A 26,409-nucleotide genomic window follows, 5' to 3' on the forward strand; every position below is an offset into this window, starting at 1 on the left:
AGGTAGCAAGGTCGGAGGTGCCGCGTATGGCGCAATCGGAGCGGCAATCGGTGCGCTGGTGGGCTACATCCTGGGCGGGCTCGTTGGCTCGTTCTTCTCAAGTGGCAAGCCGCGTTCGTGGGCGTCGGTCAGCTGGGAAGAGGCATCGGACGGCTTCGTGGTCACCGGCATTCGTTCCCGATCGGGTGGCTCCAAGGCTGGGGCGAGGGTTCTTGCCAATGCCGTAGCGGACAACCTCAACGCGGTGCTGAAGATGTCGGGAAGCCGTGTGGCTTCGGGGGCCAGCATCGATGGCGGTACCTACGGTACCTACGGAAAGGACTATCGATACTGGTCTGCAACGCCCGTCGGGTTTGCGACGGCTGAGGAGCTTATCGGTCACGGCTCTGCGCTGGCTCTGGCGGGGATGGCGGACAAGATGGTTGGCGGAAACATCTATATCAAGCGGGCCATCGTCCAACATCTGGGTATGTTGCCTTCGCCTCGCGGTTTCAATGTGACGTCAATGATTGGCGACTTGGCCATGGCTGCTGATTATGGTCAGTATGTAATGGATCCTTTCCAGGTCAATTCGCTCATCGCCGGTGCGCCAGACAGCGGGTTGGCAGCTCAATGGGCGATCACGCTTGCGCGTGCGATCGAATTGGGCCTCAACAAGCGCGCATCGACCGATTGGACAGGGGGATTTGCAGCGTGGATGGACCAGCTTCCTGACGGTGAGCTGGACGGGCGTGGCTTGAACGCCGCGAACGTCAGTGCGCGATACAATGCCATTGATGGCAGAAAGTTCGTCCTGACTGGCGGAAGCGACGAAGAGCTCTTCTCGATCAGCGACACCATCGTCACCGCGGATAAGGATCGCATTCTCGGTGGCATCGGCAACGACAGCATCATCGTCAATGGTGCCACGCTGTCCAGCACCACCGGCCTGCTGATCAATGGCAAGGCCGCCCCGGCCACCCATCGCATTGGCATCGCTGCGGTCATTGATGCCGGTGCTGGCGACGATCTGGTCCGCGGCGGAGACCTCGGCAACGATCTGCTCGGCGGCAGCGGCAACGACACCCTGGTGGGGGGCCTGCTCGATGACTGGCTGCTTGGCGGTGACGGCAACGACGTGCTGTTCGCCGGCAATGTCACCAATGTGAACTTCGCCATCGGTGATGCCAGCGCACAGGCGCTGGCGATCGCCGCGCGTGGTGGCAACGGCAACTACCTCGACGGCGGTGCCGGCGACGATCGCCTGTATGGCGGCACCGGTTCGGACTGGCTGGAAGGCGGCGCCGGCAACGATCTGCTGGTGGGTGGCGAGGGCGGCGACATCATCGCCGGTGGCGCCGGCGATGATCGGGGTGCCAATGGCGAAGCACGCCTGTTCGGTGGGGGCGGCGCGGACCAGTACCTGTTCCGGCTCGGTGACGGCCGCGACGTGATCTACGACGAAGAGGGCGCAGGCGCCATCCGTGGCAGCGGCGACAGCTTGAATGATCGCCTCGCCAAGATCGCCAATGGACAGCTGGCGCGCAACTGGGCCGGTGGCGGCGAGTACGAGGTCAACGGTTCGGTGAAGGGCGGTGAGGACGCGATCGTGTTCGGCACCGGCCTGTCGCTGCAGAACATCCAGATGCGCCGCTCCTCGGCCAGCGGTGCCGGCAACGACCTGATCATCGCCCTGGTCAGCTATGACGCCGCCGGCAACGCGACCCTCACCGGCGATGAGCTGACCATCAAGGACTGGTTCGAATCCTCGCATCGCGTGGAGTGGCTGCGGTTTGCCGATGGCGAGGACATCCGCATCGGCGACATGACCTCGTACATCATCGGCACCGGTGGCTCGGATGTGATCCTGGGCACCTACGGTGCGGACTTCCTCTATGGCGGCGCCGGCAATGACGAGATCCGGGGCCTGGCCGGCAATGACTTCGGCAATGGTGGCTCGGGCGACGATTTCGTTGCTGGCGATGGCGACCAGGACTGGGTGATGGGCGGCTCCGGCAACGACCAGGTGCTGGGCGGCGCGGGCAATGACACGGTGTTTGGCGATGATGGCAATGATCGTGTGTATGGCGGTACGGGTTCGGACCTGGTGGTCGGCGGCCGTGGCAACGACGAAGTGGTGGGCGGTGAAGGCGATGACGTCTTCCGCTACCAGCGCGGCGATGGCGACGACATCGTCATGGACGACTATGTCGACAACTGGGATCTGGTCTGGGAAAGGGGCGCCTATGTCAACGGCTATGTGCGCAATGCCGATGGCACTGTCAGCAAGGATGGCGTGGTCTACTTCGATGGCTCCACCTGGATCAGCCACAACGACTGGAATGATGAGGCGCAGGTGCTGCGCCGGCACAAGGGCGCGCTCAATGGCCTGATTGCGCGCAACGCGGGTGTTGATTCGCTGGAGTTTGGCGTTGGCATCGACATCCAGGATGTGATGTTGCAGCGCGATGGCAATGACCTGCGCCTGGTGATCGGCCGCGATGGTGAGAAGGAGCGCCTCTCGGCGTCCAGTGACCGCATCACGATCAAGGACTGGTACGCGCTGGGTGGATCGATCGAGAACATGGTGTTTGCCGCGACCGGCCGCCATGCGCTCACCGACATGACCCTGCTGGGGGGCGGCGATGGCAATGACACCATTGCCGGTACGGCCGGCAAGGACTGGTTGACCGGCAACGGTGGCGATGACGTCATCGACGGCGGCGCGGGCAATGACCTGCTGATGGGCAACGAAGGCGACGATACGCTGCGTGGCGGTGCGGGTGACGACATCCTGTACGGCGGCCAGGGCGATGATCTGCTGCACGGCGGTGCCGGCGCGGACACCCTGTTCGGCGGCGGTGGCGTGGACATCGCCTCTTACGCGGGAAGTGCGGCGGTGCGCGTTTACCTGGAAGGCACGTTCGCCAATACCGGCGACGCCAAGGGAGATGTCTACAGCAGCATCGAGGGTATTGAAGGCAGTGCCGGTGCCGATCGCCTCGGCGGCAGCATCGGCGCGGACGTGCTACGCGGTGGTGGCGGCGCGGATGCGCTGTACGGCGGTGAGGGCGACGATGCCTATGAGTACAACGTCGGCGACGGTAGTGATGTCATCTATGAAGGCGCCTTCTATCTGGATGAGGTGATGTCCAGCTCAGGGACGTTTGGATCAGCCTACACGGCGTCCTGGGAGTATCTGGGCCTTGGCGAGACAACGGCGGGCAACAAGCATCAGTATCGGTTGACGGTCAAGGAGATCGCATCCGGCACCGTTGTCTACCAGAGCGTGGACAAGGTGGACTTCCTGTTTGACGCCCCAGTGGCGAACGCGCCAGCCTCCACCACGTGGCCATCGGCGCAGGGGCAGTTCCGTTCGTCGACCTGGCGAAACGGGCCAAATGGGCAACAGATCGTGCGCGAAGTGTTCCAGGCCACCGACGGGGGCCAGGATACGCTGGTACTGGGAGCAGGGCTCAGCCTCTCAAATCTTCGGTTGGCGCTGAGCGGGACGACGCTCCAGGTGGATGTCTTCGCCGCACAGAACGGTACGATCAAGCTCGCCAATCATACGAATGCCCAGCGTCGCGTCGAGTTCATGCAGTTGAAGGACGGACTGGTGCTGGATCTGCGCCAGTTCCGCCAGCTTTCCCAAGGCGGTAGCGCGAGTGACGATGTATTGTTCGGGTCCGATGGCGCGGACACGCTTACGGGTCTTGCAGGTCACGACGTGCTGGCGGGTGGAGATGGCAATGACACGCTGCGGGGCGGCGACGGCGACGACACGCTGGAGGGCGGCGCCGGTGCCGACATCCTCGACGGCGGCAGCGATCGCATCAGCCTCGGCCAGGCCGCGGTGGCGGGTGAAGCCTATGGCGATACCGTCCGATACGTGACCTCCACTGCGTCGCTGGTGCTGGACCTGGCTGCGGGTACTCTGTCGGGCGGGCACGCCGATGGCGATACTCTGGTTGCAGTCAACGGCGTCAGCACGCTGGAGAACGTAGTTGGCAGCGACGGCTTCGCCGATACGATCAGTGGTGATTCACGCGCGAATCGCCTGATCGGGCTGGGTGGCAACGACTGGCTGGATGGGCGGGGGGGCGACGACGTGCTCATCGGTGGTGATGGCAATGACACCCTGATGGGCGGCGACGGCAACGACGCGTTGTCCGGTGATGCCGGCGATGACCGGCTTGAAGGTGGCGGGGGCAACGATGTGCTGGCCGGCGGCGCCGGTGCCGACGAGCTTTACGGCGGGCTGGGCGACGACCAGATCAGCGGCGATGTGGGCAACGACAAGGCTTGGGGCGGCGAAGGCAATGACACCCTGGGGGGCCAGGACGGAGACGATCAGCTCTATGGCGAGGCCGGCAACGATACCCTGGTGGGCGGCGCAGGCGACGACCTGCTGGATGGCGGCACCGGCAACGACACCCTGGCCGGTGAGGCCGGCAACGACCTGCTGCGGGGCGGGGATGGCAATGACACCTACCTGTTCGATCGGGAGGGTGGCAACGACCGCATCGAAGACGCACTGGGCGTCAATCGCATCGTGCTGCAGAACGTGGCCAACCACGAGGTCTGGCTGCAGAAGGTGGGCAACGATCTGCTGGTCAGCGTGATTGGAGGCAGCACTCGGATCACCATCGCGGGCTATTACACCGGCGCCAGCCGGATCACCGAGATCGCGACCGGTGCAGGCTCGCTGTTCCTCGCCCACGCCGAGCCGCTGCTTGCGGCAATGGCGGCAGAGTCGGCGTCCGTGCCGGCTGGGATGTCCTCCAGCTTGCAGGGCATGCTCGGCAGCTACTGGCAGAACTCGAGCAAGCCGGCACCGCTGGTCGAAACGCAGTACCTGGCCACCGACGAGGACGTGCCGCTCAGTGGCAGCGTCAATGCCGTCGACCATGACGGGAACATCACCGGGTACACGGTGATCACCGCCCCCGGCATGGGGACCGTCACGCTTAATGCGGCCACCGGCGCCTGGGTCTACACGCCGGCGGCGGACCGCCACGGCAATGACCATTTCGTGGTCCGGGTCACCGATGCCGACGGCAATACCGCCGACCAGATCGTCGATCTGGAGGTGCGCTCGGTCAACGACGCGCCCAGCGACATCCTCGCACCCGGTCCGCTGGCCGTGGACGAGAACGCCGCCAACAACCTGTCGCTGGGCCGCTTCGGCCATGTCGATCGCGACGGCGCGGAAGATACGGCCAGCTTCACCCTGATCAATGATGGCGGCGGCCGCTTCAAGCTCACCGCCGATGGCACGCTCAGCGTTCGTGATGGCACCAAGCTGGACTATGAGACCGCCACCGCGCACACCATCCGGGTGCGCGTGACCGACGGCGCCGGCGCGTGGTTCGAGAAGGACTTCAAGATCGACGTCCGCAACGTCAACGAGGCGCCGTTCACGCCGACCCGGCCACCGAACACTGCGGCCGTACTGGCCGGCGAGAAGACCGGGGCCGGTACGGTGGTGGGCACCTTCGTGATCGGGGACCCCGACAAGACCACGCCGACCCTGCAGCTGGTGACCAACCCGGGTGGCCTGCTGGAAGTGGTGGGCAACCAGGTGCGTGTGCGTGCGGGCGTTGCGATCGACTTCGAGACGCTGGCCGCCGCGCAGGGCGCGACCCTGGTCGATCTGGATGGCGATGGCATCAAGGAGGTGCTGCTGACCGCCAGCGTGAGGGCGTACGACGGCAGCCTGGCATCGGCCTCGACGCTCAGCTTCACCTATGCCATTGAAGATGAGAACGAAGCGCCGACGGCGGTGGTGTTCGCGGCCACCACCACCAGCTTCAGCGAAACCGATCGCGTTCCCACCGGAACCGCGCTGCCGGCGATCCTGCTCGGCACGCTGTCGGCCACCGATCCAGACACCACCGCCGGCAGTGATTTCGCCACGATGGTGTTCAGCGTGTCCGACAGCCGCTTCGAGATCATCAACGGCAACCAGCTGCGCCTTAAGGCCGGTGCGATCGTTGACTATGAAGCGGGAGGCAACGTCACCGTGACGGTCACCGCGACCGATCGCGGCGGCGCCGGATTGAGCGTCAGCAAGCAGTTGGTCTTCACCGTGGTCAACCGGGATGACTACCTGTACGGCACTGCCGCTGGCGAAACGCTGGTCGGCCAGGCCAACCGGGACGTGATCCAGGGGCTCGGCGGCAACGACATCATCAACGGCGGCGGTGGCAACGACGACCTGTACGGCGGCGATGGCGATGACAATCTGCGCGGTGAGGCTGGCGACGACAAACTGTGGGGCGAGCTGGGTCGCGACACGCTGTACGGTGGCGCAGGCGTCGACGAACTGCGTGGTGGTGATGGCGATGACAACCTGTATGGCGAAGACGGTGATGACCGCCTGTACGGCGACGCCGGCAATGACATCCTCGATGGCGGTGCCGGCAATGACCTGCTGGAAGGGGGCATCGGAAATGACACGCTGCGCGGCGGCGTCGGCAACGACATCCTGCGCGGTGGCGATGGCGACGATATCCTCGATGGCGGCGTCGGTGCCGACACCCTGTCCGGAGGCGCCGGTGTCGATACGCTGACCTACGCCTCGGCGACTGCGGGCATCGTGCTGAACCTGGCTACCGGAACACATGGCGGGGCGGCTGCCGGCGATGTGCTGGAAGATGCGTTCGAGCGCGTGATCGGCAGTGGGTTCGACGACGTCATCACTGGTGGCGCGGGGGATGATTACATCGAGGGTGGCGCGGGCAACGACAAGCTCTACGGCGGCGCTGGCAATGACACGCTGTATGGCGGTGATGGTGACGACCTGCTCGATGCGCAGGCAGGCAATGACACCCTGTATGGCGGCGCCGGTAACGACATCCTGATTGGTGGCGATGATAGCGACGTCTACTTGATCGACCGCAACTCCGGTGCCGACGAAATCCGCAACTACGACTCCAGTGGCGACGATATCGACGTCATCGGCTATCGCGACATCAGTCGCAATGATCTGTGGTTCAGTCGAACCGGCGACGATCTGGTGATCTCGGTGATTGGTACCAGTGTGGTGACCACGATCAAGGGCTGGTACACCACCACCAACGCCAATGATCGCGCCAACTACAAGATCGATTTCTTCCTGGCCGGCGAGCACGCCAGCAGCACGATCAATGCAGAGGCACTGGTCGCGTTGATGGCCGGCCGCACCAGGCCCGCCACGGTCGCGGCCTATCAGGCATTGCATGCCGACGGCACGTTCGAGAACCAGTGGCGGCACTACTGGGATGGCAACGGCCTGCCGTCGATCAGCATCGTGCCGGATCAGTCGATCAACGAGGATGGCCAGGTCGCCCTGCAGTTCACCGTCGGTGATGACCTGACCCCGGCGTCCGGGGTCACCGTACGTGCCGTGGCGGTGGATGCCACTGACCTTACGACGGTGGTGGCCTGGATGAATACTCCGACCATCACTACGGGGGCCAACGGCGAGCGCACGGTGACGCTGGTGCCCAAGAGCAACGCCAGCGGACGCGTTGCGATCAAGCTGATCGCAACCGATGCCGGTGGGCTGGTGACCGAGCGCGTGTTCTTCATGAATGTGGCGCCGGTAGTGGACGCGCCGGTGATTACCCGTGCCGTGCAGGTCGGCAAGACACTTGATAGTGGCACGCTGACGCTGGATGTGCAGGCGGCGCTGTCCGATGCCGATGGTTCGGAGACCCTGGAGATCCGCATCTCGAACCTGCCGACCGGGCTGACCCTGAACAAGGGCACGAACCTGGGCAACGGCGTGTGGTCGCTGACGCCGGCGCAGCTGGCCGGTCTAGCGCTGGTCGGTCCGGCCACGTGGTCGGCCGACCTGACCGGCACTGCGGCGCTGACGGTGACTGCCATCGCCAAGGAGACCGCGACGGGCAAGACCAGCAGCAAGACGCAGACGCTGTCGGTCACCATCAATGCGCGTCCGACCGACATCACTGTCGACCGCGCGTTGAGTACGGTCGAGTCAACCGCGGATGCACCGGTGGCCAATGGCACGGTGCTCGGCAATTTCGCCCGCGTCGATGCGGACAACGATGGCTTCACCTTCAGCCTGACCAACAACGCGGGCGGCCGCTTTGCGATTTCCGCAGCCGGTGTGCTGACCGTGGCCAATGCCAGCCTGCTCGACTACGAGGCCAACACCTCGCACCAGATCGTGGTGCGGGTGACCGACTCGGGCGGGTTGACCCGCGACAAGACCTTCACCGTCGCGGTGACCAACGTCGATGAAGCCCCGGCAACACCGACCGTCTCCAGCCAGCCGGTGGCAATCGCTGCGGAGAACGCGGCCTTGGGCGGCGTGGTGATCGCCAGCCTTTCCTCCAGCGGAGGCAATGGCAGCTACAGCTATGTGCTGGAAGGGGACTCTCGCGGCTGGTTTACCCTGGTCGGCAACCAGCTGAAGTTCCGCGATGGCCTGGTGCTGGATTTCGAGGCGCTGAAAGCCGCAGGCCTGACCCTGAGTGATGCCGATGGTGATGGCCGCCAGGAGGTGGTGTACTCGGTATCGGTGAAGGCCGTGTCGGGTGGGCTGACCTCGGCGGGGGCGCGCACCATCACCGTGCGCCTGGAAGACGTCAACGACGCGCCGCATGGCATCACCGTCGATCGCACGCTGAGCATCGCGGAGAATACCGCCAACGGTTCCGAGGTCGGCAAGTTCAGCGGCCAGGACCAGGACGTTACCGACGGCCTGACCTTCACACTGGTGAACAATGCGGGAGGACGCTTTGCCATCACCGCTGCCGGGGTGTTGAGCGTGGCCAATGGCGGGCTGCTGGACTACGAGGCCGCCACCTCGCATTCGATCACGGTGCGGGTCACCGACACTCATGGTGCCAGTCGCGATCAGGTGTTCCAGGTCGGCGTGTCCAACGTCAACGAAGCACCGCGCACGCCTGACGTCGTCCAGCATGTGGCGCTCACCTCGGAGAATACCGGCGTGGCCGGGCAGGTGGTGGCTACGTTGTCCTCATCTGATCCGGATGGCACCGCGCCCTCTTATCAGATCATCAACGATCCCTTCGCCTGGTTCGTCATTTCCGGAAACCAGCTCAAGTACAACGTCAGCAGTTTCGATTTCGAAGCGGTTGCACCGTACCTGCAGCTGATCGACGGCGACGGCGACGGCCAGCTGGAGGCTTACTACAACGTCACGGTCCGTGCCACGGATGGTGCGCTGGTGTCGGGCAATCGCGAGATCACGGTACGCATCGAAGACGTCAACGAGGCACCGACGACCTGGGGCCAGAGTCTGACGCTGGCCGAATCGGCGCCGGGCGCGGGCCAGACCGTGTTCCAGTTCACCAACTGGTCCGACCCCGACAGCCAGTGGTACAACCGCGACCACCGGTTCGCCATCACCGGTGGTGCCAGCAACCTGTTCGGCATCAACGCCACCACGGGACAGATCGCGCTGCACGGGCAGCTGGACTATGAAACCGCGCAGAGCCACCAGATCCAGGTGACGGTCACCGATCGTGGTGGCCTGTCCAGCAGCACCTGGGTGACGATCAATGTGCAGAACGTCAATGAGCGGCCGACGGTCGTCCAGACGCTGGATAGCAACTACGTGTACGTGCTCTGGGGAAGTGACCAGGAGGACATCTTCAGCCGTCTGGTGATCACCAGTGCGGTGGAGCTGGTGAGTACTACCGGCCAGTACTGGGACACCTACACCAACGAGACATCGTTCTTTGACTATGGGACCACGTCGAGGGCCATTTCCGGTGATGGCTTCCTGAACGGCTATTACTACAACGGCACGCTTGCCACGCGGATCGTGAATCGTGGAAACCGGCGCCAGGTGAATGACGGAAACTGGGGCGATCCGCGCGGAAGCGGCGCGGGCTACTACCAGGAGACCTACTACGACACCTACTATGAAATCGTCATCCAGAGCGTGGACAGCGCTGGTCTCTGGAGTGATCCGCTGAAGTTTGTCGTCAACGAGTTCGGTGCACGCCTCGGTCCGGTCGTGCTTGACCTGGATGGCGACGGCGTGGAGACCGTGGGCTGGGCGCAGAGCGCCACGCGCTTTGACATGGACGGTGATGGCGTGCGTGATCTGACCGGTTGGGTCGGGCCGCACGACGGTCTACTGGTGCTCGACCGCAACCGCAACGGCACGATTGATTCCGGCGCCGAAATCTCGTTCACGATGGATCTGGAGGGGGCCCATTCCGACCTCGAAGGTCTGGCTGCCTATGACAGCAATGGTGATCGGCGTCTGGATGCCAATGACGCCCGCTTCGGAGAGTTCCAGGTCTGGCGTGACGCCAACCGCGATGGCATCAGCCAGGCGGGTGAGCTGTTGACGTTGCAGCAGGCCGGCGTGGCGTCGATCAACCTCGATGCGCGCCGTACCGGGCAGATGCCGGGTACATCGGCGGACAACACCACCTATGCCAACGGTCAGTACACCCGTACCGATGGCACCCAGGCGGCGCTGTCGGACATGTTCTTCGCTTTCGGCGAGCGCGATGAGGAGGGCAACGGTGGCGGCCTGAACCTGAATGCTGGCGCCGGCAAGGGCGGACGCGACCTGGGCAGCGGTGATGCTGCCTCCGGCCGGGTCAACCGTCGAGGCGGCGATCCACGCTTCGCGCCTGCAGCTGACCTGTCGCAGGCCCCGGTGGCGCAAGCAGTGACGGAAACGGGGGATCGTTTCGGTGGCGTTGAGCCCACAGCCGCCGAGCGGATGCAGCAATCGGCTCGTTCGGAACATCGTGCTCCCATCGACGAAAGCATTCCCTCCGGCCAGGCATCACAGCGCTCAGCCTTGCATGACAATCTGGCGCTGGCACAGAAGAAGCGGTTCCAGATGATCGAAGCGATGTCCACGTTCGACGCCCAGCCCTATGCCCAGGGCATCAGCACAGCGGCGCGCGATCCGGCCACCATGGAACTGTTGACCGCCATTCCCGACTACAGGATTTCCCGTTCATGATCACGTCCACGACCGCCACCGCCACCACCACCCCCGACGGGGCGCCGCGCACCGTTGCCGAGGCCCTCGGCCAGATCGTCTGGCTGCTTTCACAGTCGCCGCTGCACCGTGAGATGCAGTTGAAGGACCTCGAATGGTCATTCATGCCGCCGCTGCTGAAGGAGCAGTTCCGGGTGTTCCGTTTCGGCACCCTGCCGCCGTTGCCGGGCATGCAGGAGGCCGGTGCGGCCTTCGCCGGGGTGACCCAGCAGGCGCTGGAACAGTTGCCGCTTGGAGTTGCAATCTGGGCCAATTTGTCAGAGGAGGCCGAGCGCAAGCTGGAAGCCGGCGAGCGGCTGGAACTGGACGACTGGAACAGCGGCGATCGCCTGTGGCTGATCGAGTTCATCACTCCCTTCGCCCAGCCCGGCAACGGCCTGGCCGAGGCCATGCTGGGCGATCTGCTGACCGGGCCGTTCGCGGGGCGCAGTCTGTCCATGCACCGGACCGATCCGGCCACCGGCCGGCGTGACAAGGTGACCCTGGGCGGCGTGCCGTCGCAGGCGGCCTGATCCGGGAGAGGTGAACGTCCGCCCCGGTCGCCACGCTGGCGGTCGGGGGAGTAGAGGCAAGCCCGGTGGGCCGGGGCTCGATGATAGAATGCAGGGTTTCTGGCAGTGCCCACCCATGGGCGGCCGGGTATCGGCAACTCCGGCTGTGTGCTATGACAGGCACCAGCCCCCGGACAATGGAATCACTTACCTATGGCGCGCGGCATCAACAAAGTCATCCTGGTCGGCAACCTCGGCAACGACCCGGACGTGAAGTACACCCAGAGCGGCATGGCGATCACCCGCATCAGCCTGGCCACCACCAGCGTCCGCAAGGACAAGGATGGCAACCAGCAGGAACGTACCGAATGGCACCGCGTGGTGTTCTTCGGCAAGCTCGGCGAGATCGCCGGCGAGTACCTGCGCAAGGGCAGCTCGGTCTACGTCGAAGGCAGCCTGCGCTACGACAAGTACACCGGCCAGGACGGCGTGGAGAAGTACTCCACCGACATCGTTGCCGATGAAATGCAGATGCTGGGCGGCCGTGGTGACGGCGGCGGTGGCGGTGGCAACTACGGCGGCGACCGTCCGCAGCGCCAGCAGGCGCCGCGCCAGGAGTACGGCGGCGGTGGCGGTGGCCAGCGCGGCGGCCACGGCGGTGGCTATGGCAACCAGGGCGGCAATCAGGGCGGCGGTTACGGCAACCAGGGTGGCAACCAGCGTCCGCAGCCGCAGCAGGCGCCGCCGATGGATGACTTCGCTGACGACGATATTCCGTTCTGATCGAACGCTCGTTCGCAGCAGAAAAGAAAGCCCCGCTCATGCGGGGCTTTTCTTTATCCGGAATCCCTTCGGAGTTGTGCCCCGCAGCATCGGTTTTCGTGCACCGCGACTTGCAAACAGACAATTTCCTCCCCTATGGTGCAATCGATTGCATTGCTGTGAATCGTTGCGTTTGATACCGGTTGGGAGGCCGGCAGGTGGATGTCCATCCATTCGATCAGACCGGCCCCGGCGACGGGCCTCACGCGGCGCGATGCGTTGCGCATGGCGGTTGCTGGAGGCGTAGCTCTGGGTACTGCGGGTACGCTGCCCGCATTCGCCGCCACGGCGCCGCTCAAGGGCAACCTGAAGCATTCTGTCGCCCGCTGGACCTTCCCGCAGCTGTCCGTCGCCCAGCTCTGCGCGACGGTGAAGGACATCGGCTTTGCCGCGATCGACCTGGTCGGCCCGGAGGACTGGCCCACCCTGAAGGCGAATGGCGTGTACAGCTCGATGTGCAACGGCGCAGAGCTGGGCCTGACCAAGGGCTTTGCCGGCCGCGAATTCCACGACCAGCTGGTGGAGCGCTACACGCAGCACATCGACCTGGTGGCTGACGCCGGCTACCGCAACCTGATCTGCTTCTCCGGTAATCGCAACGGCATGGACCCCGCCGAAGGCATGGCCAATGCCGAGGCCGGCCTCAAGCGCATCCTCGGGCATGCCGAGAAGCGCGGGGTGGTGCTGGTGATGGAACTGCTGAATTCCAAGGTCGATCATCGCGACTACCTGTGCGACCACTCGGCCTGGGGCGTGGAGCTGTGCCAGCGGCTCGGCTCGGACAACTTCGGCCTGCTCTACGACATCTACCACATGCAGATCATGGAGGGCGACATCATCGCCACCATCGGCAAGCATCACGCCTGCTTCAAGCATTACCACACCGCAGGCGTGCCCGGCCGGAACGAGATCGGAGACCAGCAGGAGCTCCACTATCCGGCCATCTGCCGCGCGATCCGCGACACCGGTTTCAAGGGATATCTGGCGCAGGAGTTCATGCCTGCAGCGCCCGATCCCGTTGGCTCATTGCGCGAGGCAATCCGCCTCTGCGACGTCTGAAACGATATCCACCCAGGTGAGAAACCCATGGCAGATAATCACTACGACGCCATTGTTGTTGGCTCGGGAATCAGTGGCGGTTGGGCAGCGAAGGAGCTGACCGAAAAGGGCCTGAAGGTCCTGATGCTGGAACGCGGACGCAACATCGAGCACGTCAAGGACTACGTCAACGCGATGAAGGAGGCGTGGGACTTCCCGCACCGAAACCGGCCAACGCAGGCGATGAAGGCCGACTTCCCGGTGCTGATGCGCGACTATGGCCTGGCCGAGAACCTGGAAGGGATGTGGGCCAACGAACAGGACTCGCCCTACGTCGAGACCAAGCGCTTCGATTGGTTCCGCGGCTATCACGTCGGCGGCCGCTCATTGTTATGGGGCCGGCAGAGCTATCGCTTCTCCGACCTGGACTTCGAGGCGAATCTCAAGGACGGCATCGCAGCCGATTGGCCCATCCGCTACGCCGATATCGCGCCGTGGTACGACTACGTGGAGAAATTCGCAGGTATCGCTGGTACGCGCGAAGGGCTGGACGTGTTGCCGGATGGCGAGTTCCTGCCGCCGATCCCGTTGAACATCGTCGAGAAGGACGTGGCCGCACGGATCAAAAAGGCATTCGGCGGCACCCGGCACATGATCCACTCGCGCACTGCCAACATCACAAAGCCCATGCCAGAACAGGGCCGCGTCAACTGCCAGTACCGCAACAAGTGCATCCTGGGCTGCCCCTTCGGTGCCTACTTCTCGACCCAGGCGGCGACGCTGCCAGCGGCGATGAAGACCGGCAACCTGACCTTGCGGCCGTTCTCGATCGTCAAGGAAGTGCTCTACGACAAGGACCGCAAGCGTGCCCGCGGTGTGGAGGTCATCGATGCCGAAACCGGCCAGACCTACCAGTACACGGCCAAGGTCATCTTCCTCAACGCATCGTCGTTCAACTCGACCTGGCTGCTGATGAACTCGGCTACCGACGTCTGGGACGGCGGGCTGGGCTCATCGTCGGGCGAGCTCGGGCACAACGTGATGGATCATCATTTCGGTGCAGGTGCCTCGGGTCGGGTCGAGGGCTACGAAGACAAGTACTACTTCGGTCGTCGTCCCTGCGGCTTCTACATTCCGCGTTTCCGCAACGTCGCGACCGACAAGCGCGGCTACCTGCGCGGGTTCGGCTACCAGGGCGGTGCCAGCCGCACCGGCTGGTCGCGCGAGATCGCCGAGCTGAACATCGGTGCCGATCTGAAGGAGGCGCTGACCGTGCCCGGTGACTGGCGCATCGGCATGACCGGGTTCGGTGAAATGCTGCCGCACCACGACAACACGATCCGCCTGGACCGCGACCGCAAGGACAAGTGGGGTCTGCCGGTGCTGGCGATGGACGTTGCCATGCGTGCCAACGAACTGGCGATGCGAAAGGACATGGCCGCCGATGCCGCCGAGATGCTGGAGGCGGCCGGCGTCAAGGACGTGAAGATGCACGACAACGATTACGCCCCGGGCAAGGGCATCCACGAAATGGGGACCGCGCGCATGGGACGTGATCGGAAGAGCTCGGTGCTGAACCAGCACAACCAGGTCTGGGATGCACCCAATGTCTATGTGACCGACGGTGCCTGCATGACCTCCAGCGCCTGCGTGAATCCTTCGTTGACCTACATGGCGCTGACCGCGCGCGCGGCCGACCACGCCGTGCGCGAACTGAAAGCGGGGAACCTGTGATGGATCGCCGCGAGCTGTTGAAGATGATCGTCGCCGCCACCGGTGCGGCCATGGTTGGATTGCCTGCCCTTGCGCAGGGTCAGGCGCCGGCGGGCGCTACCAAGATTCATTTCTCCGATACCGACGTCGCCACGCTGGACGAGATCGCCGAGACCATCCTGCCGCGGACCCGGACACCAGGGGCGAAAGACGCGGGCGCTGGTCTGTTCATGGCGACCTTCGTCAGCGACTGCTACACCGCCCGGCAGCAGGCGACCTTCCGCGCAGGGCTGGCCGATATCGACAAGCGCGCCGGTGGCCGCTTCGTGTCGCTCGCGCCGGAAGCCCGCACCGAATTGCTGCGCACGCTGGATGCGGAAGCAAAATCACACACGGCCGAGGTCACCGAGACCGGTACGCCTGAAGAGGGCGAGGCGATGCCGCACTACTTCACGATGCTCAAGCAGCTGGCCATCTTTGGCTTCTTCACCTCGAAGGTCGGCGCGACCGGGGTGCTGCAGTACGTCGCCGTGCCGGGGCGCTACGACGGCGATCTTGCCTATGTTCCCGGCACGCCCGCCTGGGGGACCAGCTGATGGAGCGCAACAGGATGATCAAGCCGCTGCTGATCGCGGCCACCGTGCTGGCCGCCGCACCCGTGTTCGCGCAGAACGGTGCCGACGCCGCGCGCGACCCGAAGAAGACCGAGGTGTGGACGCCGGTGCCTGCGACCGTGGCCACGCCGCCAGGCAGGGCCCCGTCCGACGCAATCGTGCTGTTCGATGGCAAGGATGTCTCCGCGTGGGAGTCGGAGCAGGGCGGAGGCGTGCCCTGGAAGGTTGCCGATGGCGCCATGACCGTCGTGCCCGGCAGCAAGGGCATTCGCACCAGGCAACGCTTCTGCGACGTCCAGCTGCATGTCGAGTGGCGCACGCCTACCGACACGAAGGGCTTCGACGGGCAGAACCGCGGCAACAGCGGCATCTTCCTGCAGGAGCTGTATGAGCTGCAGGTGCTCGACAGCTACAACAACCCGACCTATGCCAATGGCCAGGCGGGCTCGATCTACAAGCAGGCCATGCCGTTGGTGAACGCCTCGCGCGCACCAGGTGAGTGGCAGGCCTACGACATCCTCTGGAAGGCGCCGCGCTTCTCGCAGGGCGGTGGGCTTGTGTCGCCCGCGCGCATCACGGTGCTGCACAACGGCGTGCTGGTGCAGGACGACACTGTGCTGGCGGGCAAGACCGAGTACATCGGCGCGCCTTCCTACGCGCCGCATGCGTGTGCGCCGCTCTATCTGCAGGAACATGACTCCAGGGTCAGCTACCGCAACATCTGGGTGCGCGAGCTGTAGGGGCACGCGGCCAGCGTGGTCGCCGGCCGCTTACTTCGCCAGGTAGCTGGCGATGTCGTTGATCTCCTGCTGTGACAGCTGGGAGAAGGGCGGCATCAGCCCACCGCCCTTGCTGATCTTTTCCTTGATCTGTGCGGGTGCCATGCGCTTGCCGATGTCGGTGAGCGCCGGGAATGCGCCCGGCATGCCCGCACGATCCACACCATGGCAGGCCAAGCAGTTCGCGGTGTAGAGCTTTGCACCCGCAGCCGGATCGTCCTTGCACCATGCTGCTGTCGCAACGCTCATGCCGCCCAGGGCCACGGCCATTGCCAGGATCATTTTCATGTGGGGCTCCTTGATGCGTCAGCGCTGCGCATGGGCAGGCGCATTCGTGGTCAGGTGTTCACGCAGATAGTCCGCACCGGTCTGGATGATCCTGGCCGGATCGCGTGGCTGGTCGTGCTCGATGATGTACCAATGCACGCCGGCGGCTGCCGCAGCAGGCAGGATCGCGTTCCAGTCCAGCACGCCCTGGCCCACCGCGGCGAATCCGCCTTCGTCCTGGGCCTGGCCCTTCGGTGCATTGTCCTTGGCGTGTACCGCGAACACGTGGCCGCGGAACTTTGCCAGCATCACTGCCGGGTCCAGGCCTGCACGCGCGACCCAGGCCAGGTCCAGCTCGGTCTGCAGGTCTGGACCGGCGGCGGCGAACAGCAGCTCCAGTCCGGTCCTGCCGTCGAAGTCGGCCAGTTCGAAGTCGTGGTTGTGGTAGGCCAGGCGCATGCCCTTGCCGCGCACCTGCTTTGCGATGCGGCCCAGTTCCTGGCCCAGGGCGGTCCAGCCGGCGGCATCGCCCGGGCGATCCTTCTTGTCCAGGTACGGCACCACCAGCGTCGTGTTGCCGATCGACCGGTTGAAGGTCACCACCCCATCCAGGTTGCTGCGCAGCTCGGCCAGCGGCACATGCGATGAAATTGCCTTGATCGAATACCGGTCCAGCAGCTGCTTGAGCTCGGCGGCGCTGGTGTTCTGCGTGCCGACCGTTTCCACCGCATGGACGCCAGCGTCGTGGACGATCTTCAGCTGCTGCTCGAGCGAGCCGGCATCGCGCAGGGTGTACATCTGTACCGCGATCGGCTTCTGCGTGCTGACAGCTTCGACTGCAAAAGCGGGCAGGGCAGCGAGCAGCAGAATGAGGCTTGCAGTTCCATGGACAAGGGCTTTCATCAACAGATCCTCCCGGGTTTCAACCGATGGTGGTCCAGGCACGCGACCTGGCTGATGCAATGACACGATCGACGATCTGCGCCGAGCGCAGGCCGTCCTCGAAGGTGGGCAGGCCCTGCGGCCGCTCGCCCTCGATGGCGCGATAGGTGTCGGCGACAAACGCTTCGAAGCACTGGGCGTAGCCCTGCGCGTGGCCGGCCGGCAACACCGACAGCCGGCGCTGTTCGGCACCGCCGGCGCCCGGTCCGCGCACGAAGATCTCCTCGCGCTGGTCGGGCAGGCCGATCCACAGGCGCTCGGCATCCTCCTGGTTGAAGGCCACACTGGCGTTGGCACCGTCGATCTCGAACCAGAGGCGGTTGTGGCGTCCGGCCGAGACCTGGCTGACCGTCAGAGATGCCAGCGTACCGGCGCCGGTCCTGAACATCGCCGCAGCCACGTCCTCGCTCGTTACCGCCTGCATTGCGCTGGCCGCGGTTGGCGTGCTGAAGCTCTGCCCGCTGACGGCGCCGCGCTCGGCGATGACCGTAGAGAACACCGCGCTGACCTCGGCGAAGCGTTCGCCGCTGACCCATTCCACCAGGTCGCACCAGTGCGAGCCGATGTCGGCGAATACGCGCGATGCGCCACCCAACGCCGGGTCCACGCGCCAGTTGTTGCTGGCAGGGTCCAGCAGCCAGTCCTGCAGGTAGCTGCCGTGGATCAGGTGCAGCGGCCCCAGATCGCCTTCGGCGATGCGTGCGCGTGCCTCGCGCACCACCGGGTGGTAGCGGTAGACGAAGGGGACCGTGGCGACGAGTCCGTTCGACGTGGCCAGCGCCGCCAGCGCCTGCGCATCGTCCAGCGTGGTCGCCAGCGGTTTCTCGCAGATCACGTGCTTGCCGGCTTCCAGTGCGGCCTGCGCCATCGCGCGGTGCAGATGGTTGGGCGTGCAGACATGCACGACCTGCACCTGCGGATCGGCGATCACCTCTTCGATATCCCGATAGGCGCGCGGGACATTCCACAGCTGCGCCATCTCACGCGCGCGCTGCGCTGACGAAGCGGCAACGCCGCGTACCTCGGCACCGGCGAGCAAGGCCGCACGGCGGTGCACGGCGCCGATCATGCCGGCGCCGACGATGGCGATTCCAAGCGTTGGCATCGGCTCGAATCCTCAGGGTGTGGAAGATGCGGCGGCGACGGCGGGCCGGTCGCGGAACAGCAGCAGGAAGGCGATCAGCACCACCAGCGCGACAGCGGCCGGGAACAGCCATATCTGCTGCCAGTCGGGGCCGGCTTCGGTGGTGAAGTGCTCCACCACCGCGCCGGACAGGAAGGTGCCGATCAGCATGCCCACGCCGTACGTGGCCAGGGTGATGAAGCCCTGCGCGCTGCTGCGCACGGCGGGGCCGGCATGGGCATCGGTGTAGATCTGGCCGGTGACGAAGAAGAAGTCGTAGCAGATGCCGTGCAGCACGATGCCGATCACCAGCAGCGAGAAGCCGCTGCCCGCATCGCCGAAGGCGAACAGGACGTAGCGCACCACCCAGGCCGCCATGCCGACCGCCAGCATCGTCTTGACGCCAAGGCGAACGAACAGGAACGGCATGGCCAGCATCAGCAGCACCTCGGAAACCTGGCCCAGCGACTGCAGGCCTGCGGCGCCGCGCACGCCCAGGTCGTTGAGATATGGATTGGTGAAGTTGTAGTAGAACGACAGCGGGATGCAGATGGCGATGGACGCCAGGAAGAACACCAGGTAGGCACGCGACTTCAGCAGCCGCAATGAATCCAGCCCGAGGATCTGCCCCAGCCCGGCATCGCGCTGCTGTGCCAGTGGCGGCGTGTGCGGCAGGGTGAAGGCATACAGGCCCAGCGCCAGCGAGGCCACCGCCGCCATCTGGAAGGTCAGCTCCAGACGATGCGCCTGTTCCCAGCCCAGCCAGCCGATCAGCACGCCCGCTACGATCCAGCCGATGCTGCCGGCCACACGTACCAGCGGGAACTGTTTCTCGGGCGACTGCATGTGCCGCATCGCCACGCTGTTGGCCAGTGCCAGCGTGGGCATGAACAGCAGCATGTAGCCCATCACGCAGGCCGAGAACATACTGAAGCTGGTGGCGGTGGACGCCAGCCACATCAGTACCGCGCCGGCCAGGTGCAGCACCGCGAGGATGCGCTGCGCGGCGAAGTAGCGATCGGCGATCAGGCCGACCAGGAACGGCGCCACGATCGCGCCGATCGACTGGCTGAGGAAGGCGGTGGCCACCTGGCTGGCGCTGGCCTGCAGCGGGCCCTGCACCAGATACGTCCCGAGGGTCACGAACCACGCTCCCCAGATGAAGAACTGCAGAAACATCATCGCGCCCAAGCGCGACATGGCGTGCGACATGGCTTGCCCTCCCGGGGCGGTAATGGCTCAGATTCCCAGCATGCGGTGCAGTGATGCGGCGTCCGTGCCACTGTCGGCAAAGTCATCGAAGGCGCGCTCGGTCACCCGGATGATGTGGTCGCGGATGAAGGCGGCACCTTCGCGTGCGCCGTCCTCCGGGTGCTTCAGGCAGCACTCCCATTCCAGTACCGCCCATCCGGGGAAGTCGTACTGGGCGAACTTGGAGAAGATCGCCTTGAAGTCGATCTGGCCGTCACCGGGCGAACGGAACCGGCCCGGACGATCGATCCAGTCCTGGTAGCCGCCATACACGCCGCTGCTCGCGCTGGCGCGATACTCCGCGTCCTTGACGTGGAAGATGCCGATGCGCGCGTGGTAACGGTCGATGAAACCCAGGTAGTCCATCTGCTGCAGCAGCAGGTGGCTCGGGTCGTACAGGATCTTGGCGCGGGGGTGATGGTCCACCACATCGAGGAAGCGCTCGAAGGTCGCGCCATCGTGCAGGTCCTCGCCGGGGTGGATCTCGAAGCACAGGTCCACGCCGCAGGCGTCGAACGCATCGAGGATCGGGCGCCAGCGGCGGCCGAGTTCGGCGAAGGCTTCCTCCACCAGTCCCGGTGGGCGCTGCGGCCAGGGATAGAAGTAGGGCCAGGCCAATGCGCCGGAGAACGTGGCATGCGCGGTCAGCCCCAGGCGCTGGCTGGCTTTGGCGGCCAGCAGAAGCTGCTCGACTGCCCAAGCCTGGCGGGCAGCCGGATCGCCGCGCTTGTCCGCCGGCGCGAATCCGTCGAACAGGCTGTCGTAGGCCGGATGCACCGCGACCAGCTGCCCCTGCAGATGGGTGGACAGCTCGGTGATCTGCACGCCATGACCGGCCAGCATGCCGGCGACGTCGTCGCAGTACGCCTGGCTGCGCGCGGCCTCGGCCAGATCGAACAGGTGGGGCGCGCCGGTGGGGACTTGTACGCCAGAATAGCCCAGACCCGCGGCCCATCCGGCCAGCGTGTCCAGCCGATCAAAAGGAGCTGTGTCGCCGATGAACTGCGCCAGGAACAGCGCTGGACCCTTGAGCGTCTTCAACGTGATTCGCCCTCGATGCAATCGATTGCATTATCCTAGCAGGGGCTCACGCAGGACCTGTTGTGCACTGCACAGCAGACAGGAGAACTAACGCCATGGCCACCATCTACGACATCGCAAAGCACGTCGGCGTCTCCGCAGGCACGGTGTCGCGGGCGCTTTCCCGGCCGGACAAAGTGCTGCCGGCTACCCGCGCGCGTATCGAGCAGGCTGCCGCCGCACTGGGCTATGTGCCCAACACGGTGGCCCGCACGCTCAAGACCCAACGCAGCGGCAAGATCCTGGTCACCGTCCCGGACATCGCAAATCCGTTCTTCGCGCAGATCCTGCAGGGGGCGGAGGACGCCGCACAGGCGGTCGGCTATGCGGTTCTGCTCGGCGATACCCAGCATCAACCCGACCGCGAGGAGCGCTATGCGCAGATGCTCCGGCGCAACGAGGCCGACGGCATGATCGTGCTGGGGCACCGCCTGCCGCCCACGGCGCGCGAGATCGTCCAGCAGCGCGGTGCCGCCGCGCCGGTGATCAACGGCTGCGAGTTCGACCCCGCACTGGGCATTCCCAGCGTCCATATCGATAACGCCGCGGCCGCGCGCGTGGTGATGGAACATCTGTATGGGCTGGGACACGAGCGGATCGCCGTGGTCGGCGGACCGCCGGACAATCCGCTGCACCAGCAACGGCTGGAAGGGGTGCGGGCGGCTGGCAAGGCGCGTGGACGCCTGCGCCAGCTGAACATCGTGCCGGGTGACTTTTCGGTGGAATCCGGCCATGCGGCTGCCATGGCGCTGCTGGACGGCATGTCTGCGCCAACGGCGATCTTCTGTTTCAGCGATCAGATGGCGCTGGGCACCCTGGCGGCCTGCCGCGATCTGGGCATCCGCGTGCCGGAGGACCTGTCCATCGTCGGCTTCGATGATCTGGCATCTTCCCGCTACCTCACGCCGCCGTTGACCACCATCCGGCAACCGATGCGGGAGATCGGTGAGCGCGCGGTCAACCTGCTGCTTGCCATCATCGAGCACATGGATGTGCCGCTGCAGCAGACGCTGGATTTCAGCCTGATGCTGCGGGGTTCAACGGCGCCACCCAGGCGTGGGTGAGGCAGGGTAACCGCCGTGAATCCTTGATCCCGAATTGACGCAGAGCTGTCAGACTCACCAGAGGCCGCCCGGCAAGGGCGTGCGATCGCGCAAGGGGGTCGGCAATGCCGTTCTTGACGGACTCGACGGAAGTCGCGGTCGAAGGCATCGGCGCGGCACGTCGCATCGGCTGGATGCGCTTCGTGGGCAATGGGCTGGGCGCGATTCCCATCGCCTCGATCATTCTTGAACGTCAGGACGGCCCGTGGGCCTGGGTGTTGCTGCTGCTCAACGCGCTGGCCTGGCCGGCGCTCGCGCTGGTGCTGACCCAGCGCTCACGGCAGCCTGCGGTGGTCCAGTTCCGTTGCATGGTGGTTGATTCCTTCTTTGGCGGTGGCTGGATCGCCTTCATGGGGCTCAGCGTGGTACCCAGTGCGTTGTTCGCCGCGCTGCTGGTCGCCGACAAGATCGCCGCCGGTGGGGTGAAGCTGGCGGTACGGGCCACACTGGCACTGGTAGCGGGATTCGCGCTCACCTGGTGGGGGCTCGGGTTTCCTTACCAGCCGGTGTCATCGCAGCGCACGATCGTGCTCAGCGTGCCGTTCCTGTTCGTCTACGGCATCGGCCTCAGCATCCTCAGCTGGCAGCTGGCGCGGCGGGTGAAATCGCAGAACCGCCAGTTGAAGCGGCTGAGCCGCATGGACCCGCTGGTGGAGCTGGCCAACCGCGGCTTCCTGATCGTCCGTGCGCAGCAGGCACTGGACAAGGCGCAGGGGCAGGGTGGTTTTGCCTGCCTGCTGATGCTTGATGTGGATGACTTCAAGCGCATCAATGACTCGCACGGTCATCGCGCCGGGGACGAAGTGCTGCGCCATATCGCCTCCACCTTGCGTGCCTTCGCCCGGCCCGGCGATACCCCTGCGCGTCTGGGAGGCGACGAGTTCGTCGTGCTGCTGCAGGACTGTGCGCCCGTCGATGCGATGCATGTGGCAGAGCGGGTTCGGCTGCAACTTCTGGAGGCAGCACGGCAGGCAACCCCGGGCATCGAGTTCAGCGTCAGCATCGGAATCGCGGCGACGCCGCGCGGTGGCAGCGTCGAGGACTGGCTGGCACTGGCCGACCGCGCGCTGTACCACGCCAAGCGCCAGGGCAAGAACAACGCCAGCTATGGCGAATGAGGTGTTGCCAGGTCTCTGGCGCAGGCCAGCAGCTGGGCGGCCGTCGCCGGAGGCTTGCAGCGCACCGCCAACTGCAGCGTAGTGGTCGGCATGCCCAGTTCCAGCGCAACAAAAGCCAGGCCGCTGCGGTGCATGCTCTGCATCGAGGCCGGCACGATGGCGATGCCCAGGCCGGCAGCGGCAAGGTTGATCGCCGAAGCCACCTGCGGCGCTTCCTGCTGGATGGTAGGCGCAAAGCCCTGGCTGCGGCAGGCAGCGACGACGTCTGCACTCAGGCCCTGGCCCGATTTCCGCGAGAACAGGATGAAGCGCTCGTCGCGCAGCTCGATCAGCGCGATGCTCGTCCGGCACGCCAACGGGTGATCGGCCGGCAGTACTGCCACCAGTGGCTCGGCACTGAGTTGCTGTGTCATCCGTTCACCGGTATCGGAAAACGGCGGGCGCACGATCACTGCATCGAGCTCGCCATCATCGAGGCGCCGGACCAGCGATTCACTGCCATCTTCGACCAGCTGCACCTGCACCGCCGGATGTGCCCGCTGGAAGCTGCGCATCAGCGCGGTGACCGCCTCGTTGTAGGTCGCCGATTCGGTCAGCCCCAATGTCAACGTACCGACCTCGCCGCGTGCGGCGCGCAACGCCTCCTCCTTGGCCTGGTCGACGCGCGCGAGGATGTCCTCCGCGGCTTTCCAGAATACCTGGCCAGCATCGCTGAGCACGATGCCGCGTCCCTGCCGGTGGAACAGCGGTGTGCCGATCTCTTCCTCCAAGGCGCGGATCTGCTGCCCGAGCGGCGGCTGGGCGATATGCAGGGCCTCGGCGGCCTTGGTGAAGCTCTGCAGCTGGGCAGTCATGACGAAGTAGCGCAGGTGCCGCAGTTCCATTGGAACCTCAAACGTTCTGGTGCTGTACGAACACGGTATTGGACGGTCGCCGCTGGCGGCAACATCATCGGTATCCCACGGCAGATGTCCAACGACAAGGGAGACCACATGAAAAAGACACGTCAGTTGCGCGATCTGCTCCGCCAGGGCAGCGTGATTGCGCCAGGTGCATTCGATGGATTGTCGGCACGCCTGGTGGAGCTGGCCGGCTTCGATGCGGTCTATGCCAGCGGCGGCGCCATCGCACGTTCGGCCGGCGTGCCGGACATCGGCCTGCTCGGCCTCAGCGAAGTGCTTGCGCAGGTTGAACGGATCGTCGATGCCTGCGATCTGCCGGTGATCGCCGACGCTGACACCGGCTTCGGCGGCACCGCGAATGTTGAACGCACGGTGCGCGCGTTCGAAAGGGCAGGGGTTGCCGCCCTGCATATCGAGGACCAGGCCTTCCCCAAGCGCTGCGGACACCTGGATGACAAGACGCTGGTCGACGCGGGCGAGATGTGCACGAAGATCCGTGTCGCCTGCCAGTCGCGGATCGACCCGGAGTTGATGATCATCGCGCGTACCGATGCCATCGCCTGCGAAGGCCTGGATGCGGCGATCGAACGGGCGCAGGCCTATGTGGACGCGGGCGCGGACATGATCTTCGTCGAGGCACCGGAAACGCTGGAGCAGATCGAGGTGATTTCGCAGCAGGTTCCCGGGCCGAAGCTGATCAACATGTTCCACAGCGGCAAGACGCCGCTAGTGCCGGTGGCGCGGCTGGCCGAACTCGATTACCGGCTGGTGATCATTCCCTCTGACCTGCAGCGCGCTGCGATCCGGGCCATGCAGCGCACCCTGCAGGAGATCGCAGCGACTGGCGACAGCGGGCGTGTTGCCGGCGAGCTGGCCAGCTTCGGCGAGCGTGAGACGATCGTGCGCACGGCGCGGTATCTGGCACTGGACCGGGTGTGATCCGGGCGTGATTGCGGACGTGCCGATGGACGGAGAAGGGGCGGCGGAATCCGCGTGTGTTGCCTGTTCATCCTGCACCCGGAATCATCGCCGCCAATCCTCTACCATGGGCCACCCTGCCCGGACGTGCCGCCCATGCAAGACGCCCTCGTTGCCCAGCCCAAGCCCCCCGTCCCGAGGATCGCGGCCTGGCTGATGATGCTGCTGGGCATGTGGCTGGCGTTGAAGCTGGGCCTGGTGGTGACCCTGCTGTCGGGCCTGCTGGTGTTCCAGCTGACCCACCTGCTGGCCTCCACCGTGGAGGGCAAGCTGCCGCCAGGCCGGGCGCGGGCGATCGCGGTGATCGTGCTGTCAGCGGTGATCATCAGCGCGCTGGTGCTGGCCGGGATCGGCGTGGCGTCATTTTTCCGCAACGAGACCGGTGGACCGGACGCATTGCTGGCGCGGCTGATGGAGATCCTCAATTCGTCGCGGCACCAGGTGCCGGCGCTGCTGCAGCCGTACATCCCCGAGGACATGCCGGCGCTGCGCACGGCACTGAACGACTGGGCCGCCGAGCATCAGCGCCAGCTGGGCGTGGCCGGTACCTCGGTGGTGCAGGTGGGCGTACGCGTACTGATCGGTATGGTGCTGGGCGCGATGATCGCGCTGTATGACGAACTGCCGCTGCCGAAGATGGGCCCGCTGGCGCAGGAGCTGATCGGCCGCACCAGCCGCCTGGCCACCGCGTTCCGCCAGGTGGTGTTCGCGCAGGTGAAGATCTCGCTGCTCAACACCGTGTTCACCGCCATCTTCCTGCTGGGCGTGCTGCCGTTGTTCGGCGTGCACCTGCCACTGTCCAAGACCCTGGTACTGATCACCTTCATCGCCGGCCTGCTGCCGGTGGTGGGCAACATCATTTCCAACACCATCATCACCATCGTCGCGCTCTCGGTCTCGTTCTACGTGGCCGTGGCGGCGCTGCTGTACCTGATCGTGATCCACAAGCTGGAGTACTTCCTCAATGCGCGCATCGTTGGCGGCGAAATCCAGGCCCGCGCCTGGGAGCTGCTGTTGGCGATGCTGGTGATGGAAGCGGCGTTCGGCCTGCCCGGCCTGGTGGCGGCGCCGGTGTTCTACGCCTACGTGAAGCGCGAACTGGTCGACCAGCGCTGGATCTAGTACGGCAGGGTGTGACGCATTCGCCTCAGCCCGGCGCGGGGTGAGACCTTGCCGGCGCGTTCGCGGTGGCTGCGGT

General features: G+C 65.3%; 17 protein-coding genes. 11 read left to right on the plus strand and 6 right to left on the minus strand.

The window, feature by feature from the left end; genetic code table 11:
* Nucleotides 1-697: 697 nt before the first annotated feature.
* The 7 genes from V3B48_RS08750 (at nucleotide 698) to V3B48_RS08780 (ending at nucleotide 16,408) form a co-directional block, all read left to right on the plus strand.
* Nucleotides 698-10,951, plus strand: coding sequence for a cadherin domain-containing protein (locus V3B48_RS08750; protein WP_329893545.1), 10,254 nt, complete (start codon nucleotides 698-700; stop codon nucleotides 10,949-10,951).
* Nucleotides 10,948-11,502, plus strand: coding sequence for a toxin-activating lysine-acyltransferase (locus V3B48_RS08755; protein ID WP_121503961.1), 555 nt, complete (start codon nucleotides 10,948-10,950; stop codon nucleotides 11,500-11,502). The genes V3B48_RS08750 and V3B48_RS08755 overlap by 4 nt, the downstream gene beginning before the upstream one ends.
* Nucleotides 11,503-11,694: 192 nt before the next feature.
* Complete coding sequence (locus V3B48_RS08760; protein WP_329893546.1) at nucleotides 11,695-12,264, plus strand: single-stranded DNA-binding protein; 570 nt, start codon at nucleotides 11,695-11,697, stop codon at nucleotides 12,262-12,264.
* 201 nt (nucleotides 12,265-12,465) lie between these two features.
* Nucleotides 12,466-13,362 (plus strand): TIM barrel protein, encoded by an 897-nt coding sequence (locus V3B48_RS08765; protein ID WP_329893547.1) that lies wholly within the window; start codon nucleotides 12,466-12,468, stop codon nucleotides 13,360-13,362.
* A 27-nt stretch (nucleotides 13,363-13,389) separates the two neighbouring features.
* Nucleotides 13,390-15,075, plus strand: coding sequence for a GMC family oxidoreductase (locus V3B48_RS08770; RefSeq protein WP_329893548.1), 1,686 nt, complete (start codon nucleotides 13,390-13,392; stop codon nucleotides 15,073-15,075).
* Nucleotides 15,075-15,650: a gluconate 2-dehydrogenase subunit 3 family protein gene (locus V3B48_RS08775; RefSeq protein ID WP_049422744.1), complete on the plus strand. Its 576-nt coding sequence runs from the start codon at nucleotides 15,075-15,077 to the stop codon at nucleotides 15,648-15,650. The genes V3B48_RS08770 and V3B48_RS08775 overlap by 1 nt, the downstream gene beginning before the upstream one ends.
* A 14-nt stretch (nucleotides 15,651-15,664) precedes the next feature.
* A complete protein-coding gene (locus tag V3B48_RS08780) occupies nucleotides 15,665-16,408 on the plus strand; it encodes a DUF1080 domain-containing protein (protein ID WP_232528269.1) in 744 nt (247 codons plus the stop codon).
* A gap of 30 nt (nucleotides 16,409-16,438) precedes the next feature.
* Here the strand turns inward: V3B48_RS08780 and V3B48_RS08785 are convergent, their stop codons facing one another.
* From V3B48_RS08785 to V3B48_RS08805, 5 genes are read right to left on the minus strand one after another with little or no spacing between them, the layout of a single operon-like run.
* Nucleotides 16,439-16,735: a cytochrome c gene (locus V3B48_RS08785; RefSeq protein ID WP_329893549.1), complete on the minus strand. Its 297-nt coding sequence runs from the start codon at nucleotides 16,733-16,735 to the stop codon at nucleotides 16,439-16,441.
* An 18-nt stretch (nucleotides 16,736-16,753) separates the two neighbouring features.
* Nucleotides 16,754-17,617 (minus strand): sugar phosphate isomerase/epimerase, encoded by an 864-nt coding sequence (locus tag V3B48_RS08790; protein WP_329893550.1) that lies wholly within the window; start codon nucleotides 17,615-17,617, stop codon nucleotides 16,754-16,756.
* Nucleotides 17,618-17,636: 19 nt separating this feature from the next.
* A complete protein-coding gene (locus V3B48_RS08795) occupies nucleotides 17,637-18,761 on the minus strand; it encodes a Gfo/Idh/MocA family oxidoreductase (RefSeq protein ID WP_329893551.1) in 1,125 nt (374 codons plus the stop codon).
* 12 nt (nucleotides 18,762-18,773) lie between these two features.
* On the minus strand, nucleotides 18,774-19,991 hold the full coding sequence (locus tag V3B48_RS08800) for a nucleoside permease (protein ID WP_134950930.1): 1,218 nt from the start codon (nucleotides 19,989-19,991) through the stop codon (nucleotides 18,774-18,776).
* Between the two features lie 27 nt (nucleotides 19,992-20,018).
* On the minus strand, nucleotides 20,019-21,071 hold the full coding sequence (locus V3B48_RS08805) for a sugar phosphate isomerase/epimerase family protein (protein WP_182267408.1): 1,053 nt from the start codon (nucleotides 21,069-21,071) through the stop codon (nucleotides 20,019-20,021).
* Nucleotides 21,072-21,166: 95 nt separating this feature from the next.
* Between V3B48_RS08805 and V3B48_RS08810 the strand changes: the two genes are divergently transcribed.
* Both V3B48_RS08810 and V3B48_RS08815 read left to right on the plus strand, forming a co-directional pair.
* Complete coding sequence (locus V3B48_RS08810) at nucleotides 21,167-22,174, plus strand: LacI family DNA-binding transcriptional regulator (RefSeq protein ID WP_049422751.1); 1,008 nt, start codon at nucleotides 21,167-21,169, stop codon at nucleotides 22,172-22,174.
* Nucleotides 22,175-22,278: 104 nt separating this feature from the next.
* The gene (locus V3B48_RS08815) at nucleotides 22,279-23,331 is read left to right on the plus strand and encodes a sensor domain-containing diguanylate cyclase (protein WP_032127639.1); all 1,053 of its coding nucleotides are present in this window, start codon (nucleotides 22,279-22,281) and stop codon (nucleotides 23,329-23,331) included.
* Here the strand turns inward: V3B48_RS08815 and V3B48_RS08820 are convergent.
* Complete coding sequence (locus V3B48_RS08820; RefSeq protein ID WP_329893552.1) at nucleotides 23,319-24,215, minus strand: LysR family transcriptional regulator; 897 nt, start codon at nucleotides 24,213-24,215, stop codon at nucleotides 23,319-23,321. The two genes, V3B48_RS08815 and V3B48_RS08820, sit on opposite strands and share 13 nt — an antisense overlap.
* A 108-nt stretch (nucleotides 24,216-24,323) precedes the next feature.
* On the opposite strand from V3B48_RS08820, the gene V3B48_RS08825 reads away from it, so the two are divergent.
* On the plus strand, nucleotides 24,324-25,172 hold the full coding sequence (locus V3B48_RS08825) for an isocitrate lyase/PEP mutase family protein (RefSeq protein ID WP_049398866.1): 849 nt from the start codon (nucleotides 24,324-24,326) through the stop codon (nucleotides 25,170-25,172).
* 135 nt (nucleotides 25,173-25,307) lie between these two features.
* On the plus strand, nucleotides 25,308-26,333 hold the full coding sequence (locus tag V3B48_RS08830; protein ID WP_012510371.1) for an AI-2E family transporter: 1,026 nt from the start codon (nucleotides 25,308-25,310) through the stop codon (nucleotides 26,331-26,333).
* Nucleotides 26,334-26,409 lie beyond the last annotated feature (76 nt).

The organism is Stenotrophomonas sp. SMYL20 (assembly GCF_036320045.1).
GTDB classification, from domain to species: Bacteria; Pseudomonadota; Gammaproteobacteria; order Xanthomonadales; family Xanthomonadaceae; genus Stenotrophomonas; species Stenotrophomonas maltophilia_A.

Coding starts and splice junctions, on each gene's coding strand:
- V3B48_RS08750 (WP_329893545.1), top strand. CDS start 698: ATGGACCAGCTTCCTGACGGTGAGCTGGACGGGCGTGGCTTGAACGCC.
- V3B48_RS08755 (WP_121503961.1), top strand. CDS start 10,948: ATGATCACGTCCACGACCGCCACCGCCACCACCACCCCCGACGGGGCG.
- V3B48_RS08760 (WP_329893546.1), top strand. CDS start 11,695: ATGGCGCGCGGCATCAACAAAGTCATCCTGGTCGGCAACCTCGGCAAC.
- V3B48_RS08765 (WP_329893547.1), top strand. CDS start 12,466: ATGTCCATCCATTCGATCAGACCGGCCCCGGCGACGGGCCTCACGCGG.
- V3B48_RS08770 (WP_329893548.1), top strand. CDS start 13,390: ATGGCAGATAATCACTACGACGCCATTGTTGTTGGCTCGGGAATCAGT.
- V3B48_RS08775 (WP_049422744.1), top strand. CDS start 15,075: ATGGATCGCCGCGAGCTGTTGAAGATGATCGTCGCCGCCACCGGTGCG.
- V3B48_RS08780 (WP_232528269.1), top strand. CDS start 15,665: ATGATCAAGCCGCTGCTGATCGCGGCCACCGTGCTGGCCGCCGCACCC.
- V3B48_RS08785 (WP_329893549.1), bottom strand. CDS start 16,735: ATGAAAATGATCCTGGCAATGGCCGTGGCCCTGGGCGGCATGAGCGTT.
- V3B48_RS08790 (WP_329893550.1), bottom strand. CDS start 17,617: ATGAAAGCCCTTGTCCATGGAACTGCAAGCCTCATTCTGCTGCTCGCT.
- V3B48_RS08795 (WP_329893551.1), bottom strand. CDS start 18,761: ATGCCAACGCTTGGAATCGCCATCGTCGGCGCCGGCATGATCGGCGCC.
- V3B48_RS08800 (WP_134950930.1), bottom strand. CDS start 19,991: ATGTCGCACGCCATGTCGCGCTTGGGCGCGATGATGTTTCTGCAGTTC.
- V3B48_RS08810 (WP_049422751.1), top strand. CDS start 21,167: ATGGCCACCATCTACGACATCGCAAAGCACGTCGGCGTCTCCGCAGGC.
- V3B48_RS08815 (WP_032127639.1), top strand. CDS start 22,279: ATGCCGTTCTTGACGGACTCGACGGAAGTCGCGGTCGAAGGCATCGGC.
- V3B48_RS08820 (WP_329893552.1), bottom strand. CDS start 24,215: ATGGAACTGCGGCACCTGCGCTACTTCGTCATGACTGCCCAGCTGCAG.
- V3B48_RS08825 (WP_049398866.1), top strand. CDS start 24,324: ATGAAAAAGACACGTCAGTTGCGCGATCTGCTCCGCCAGGGCAGCGTG.
- V3B48_RS08830 (WP_012510371.1), top strand. CDS start 25,308: ATGCAAGACGCCCTCGTTGCCCAGCCCAAGCCCCCCGTCCCGAGGATC.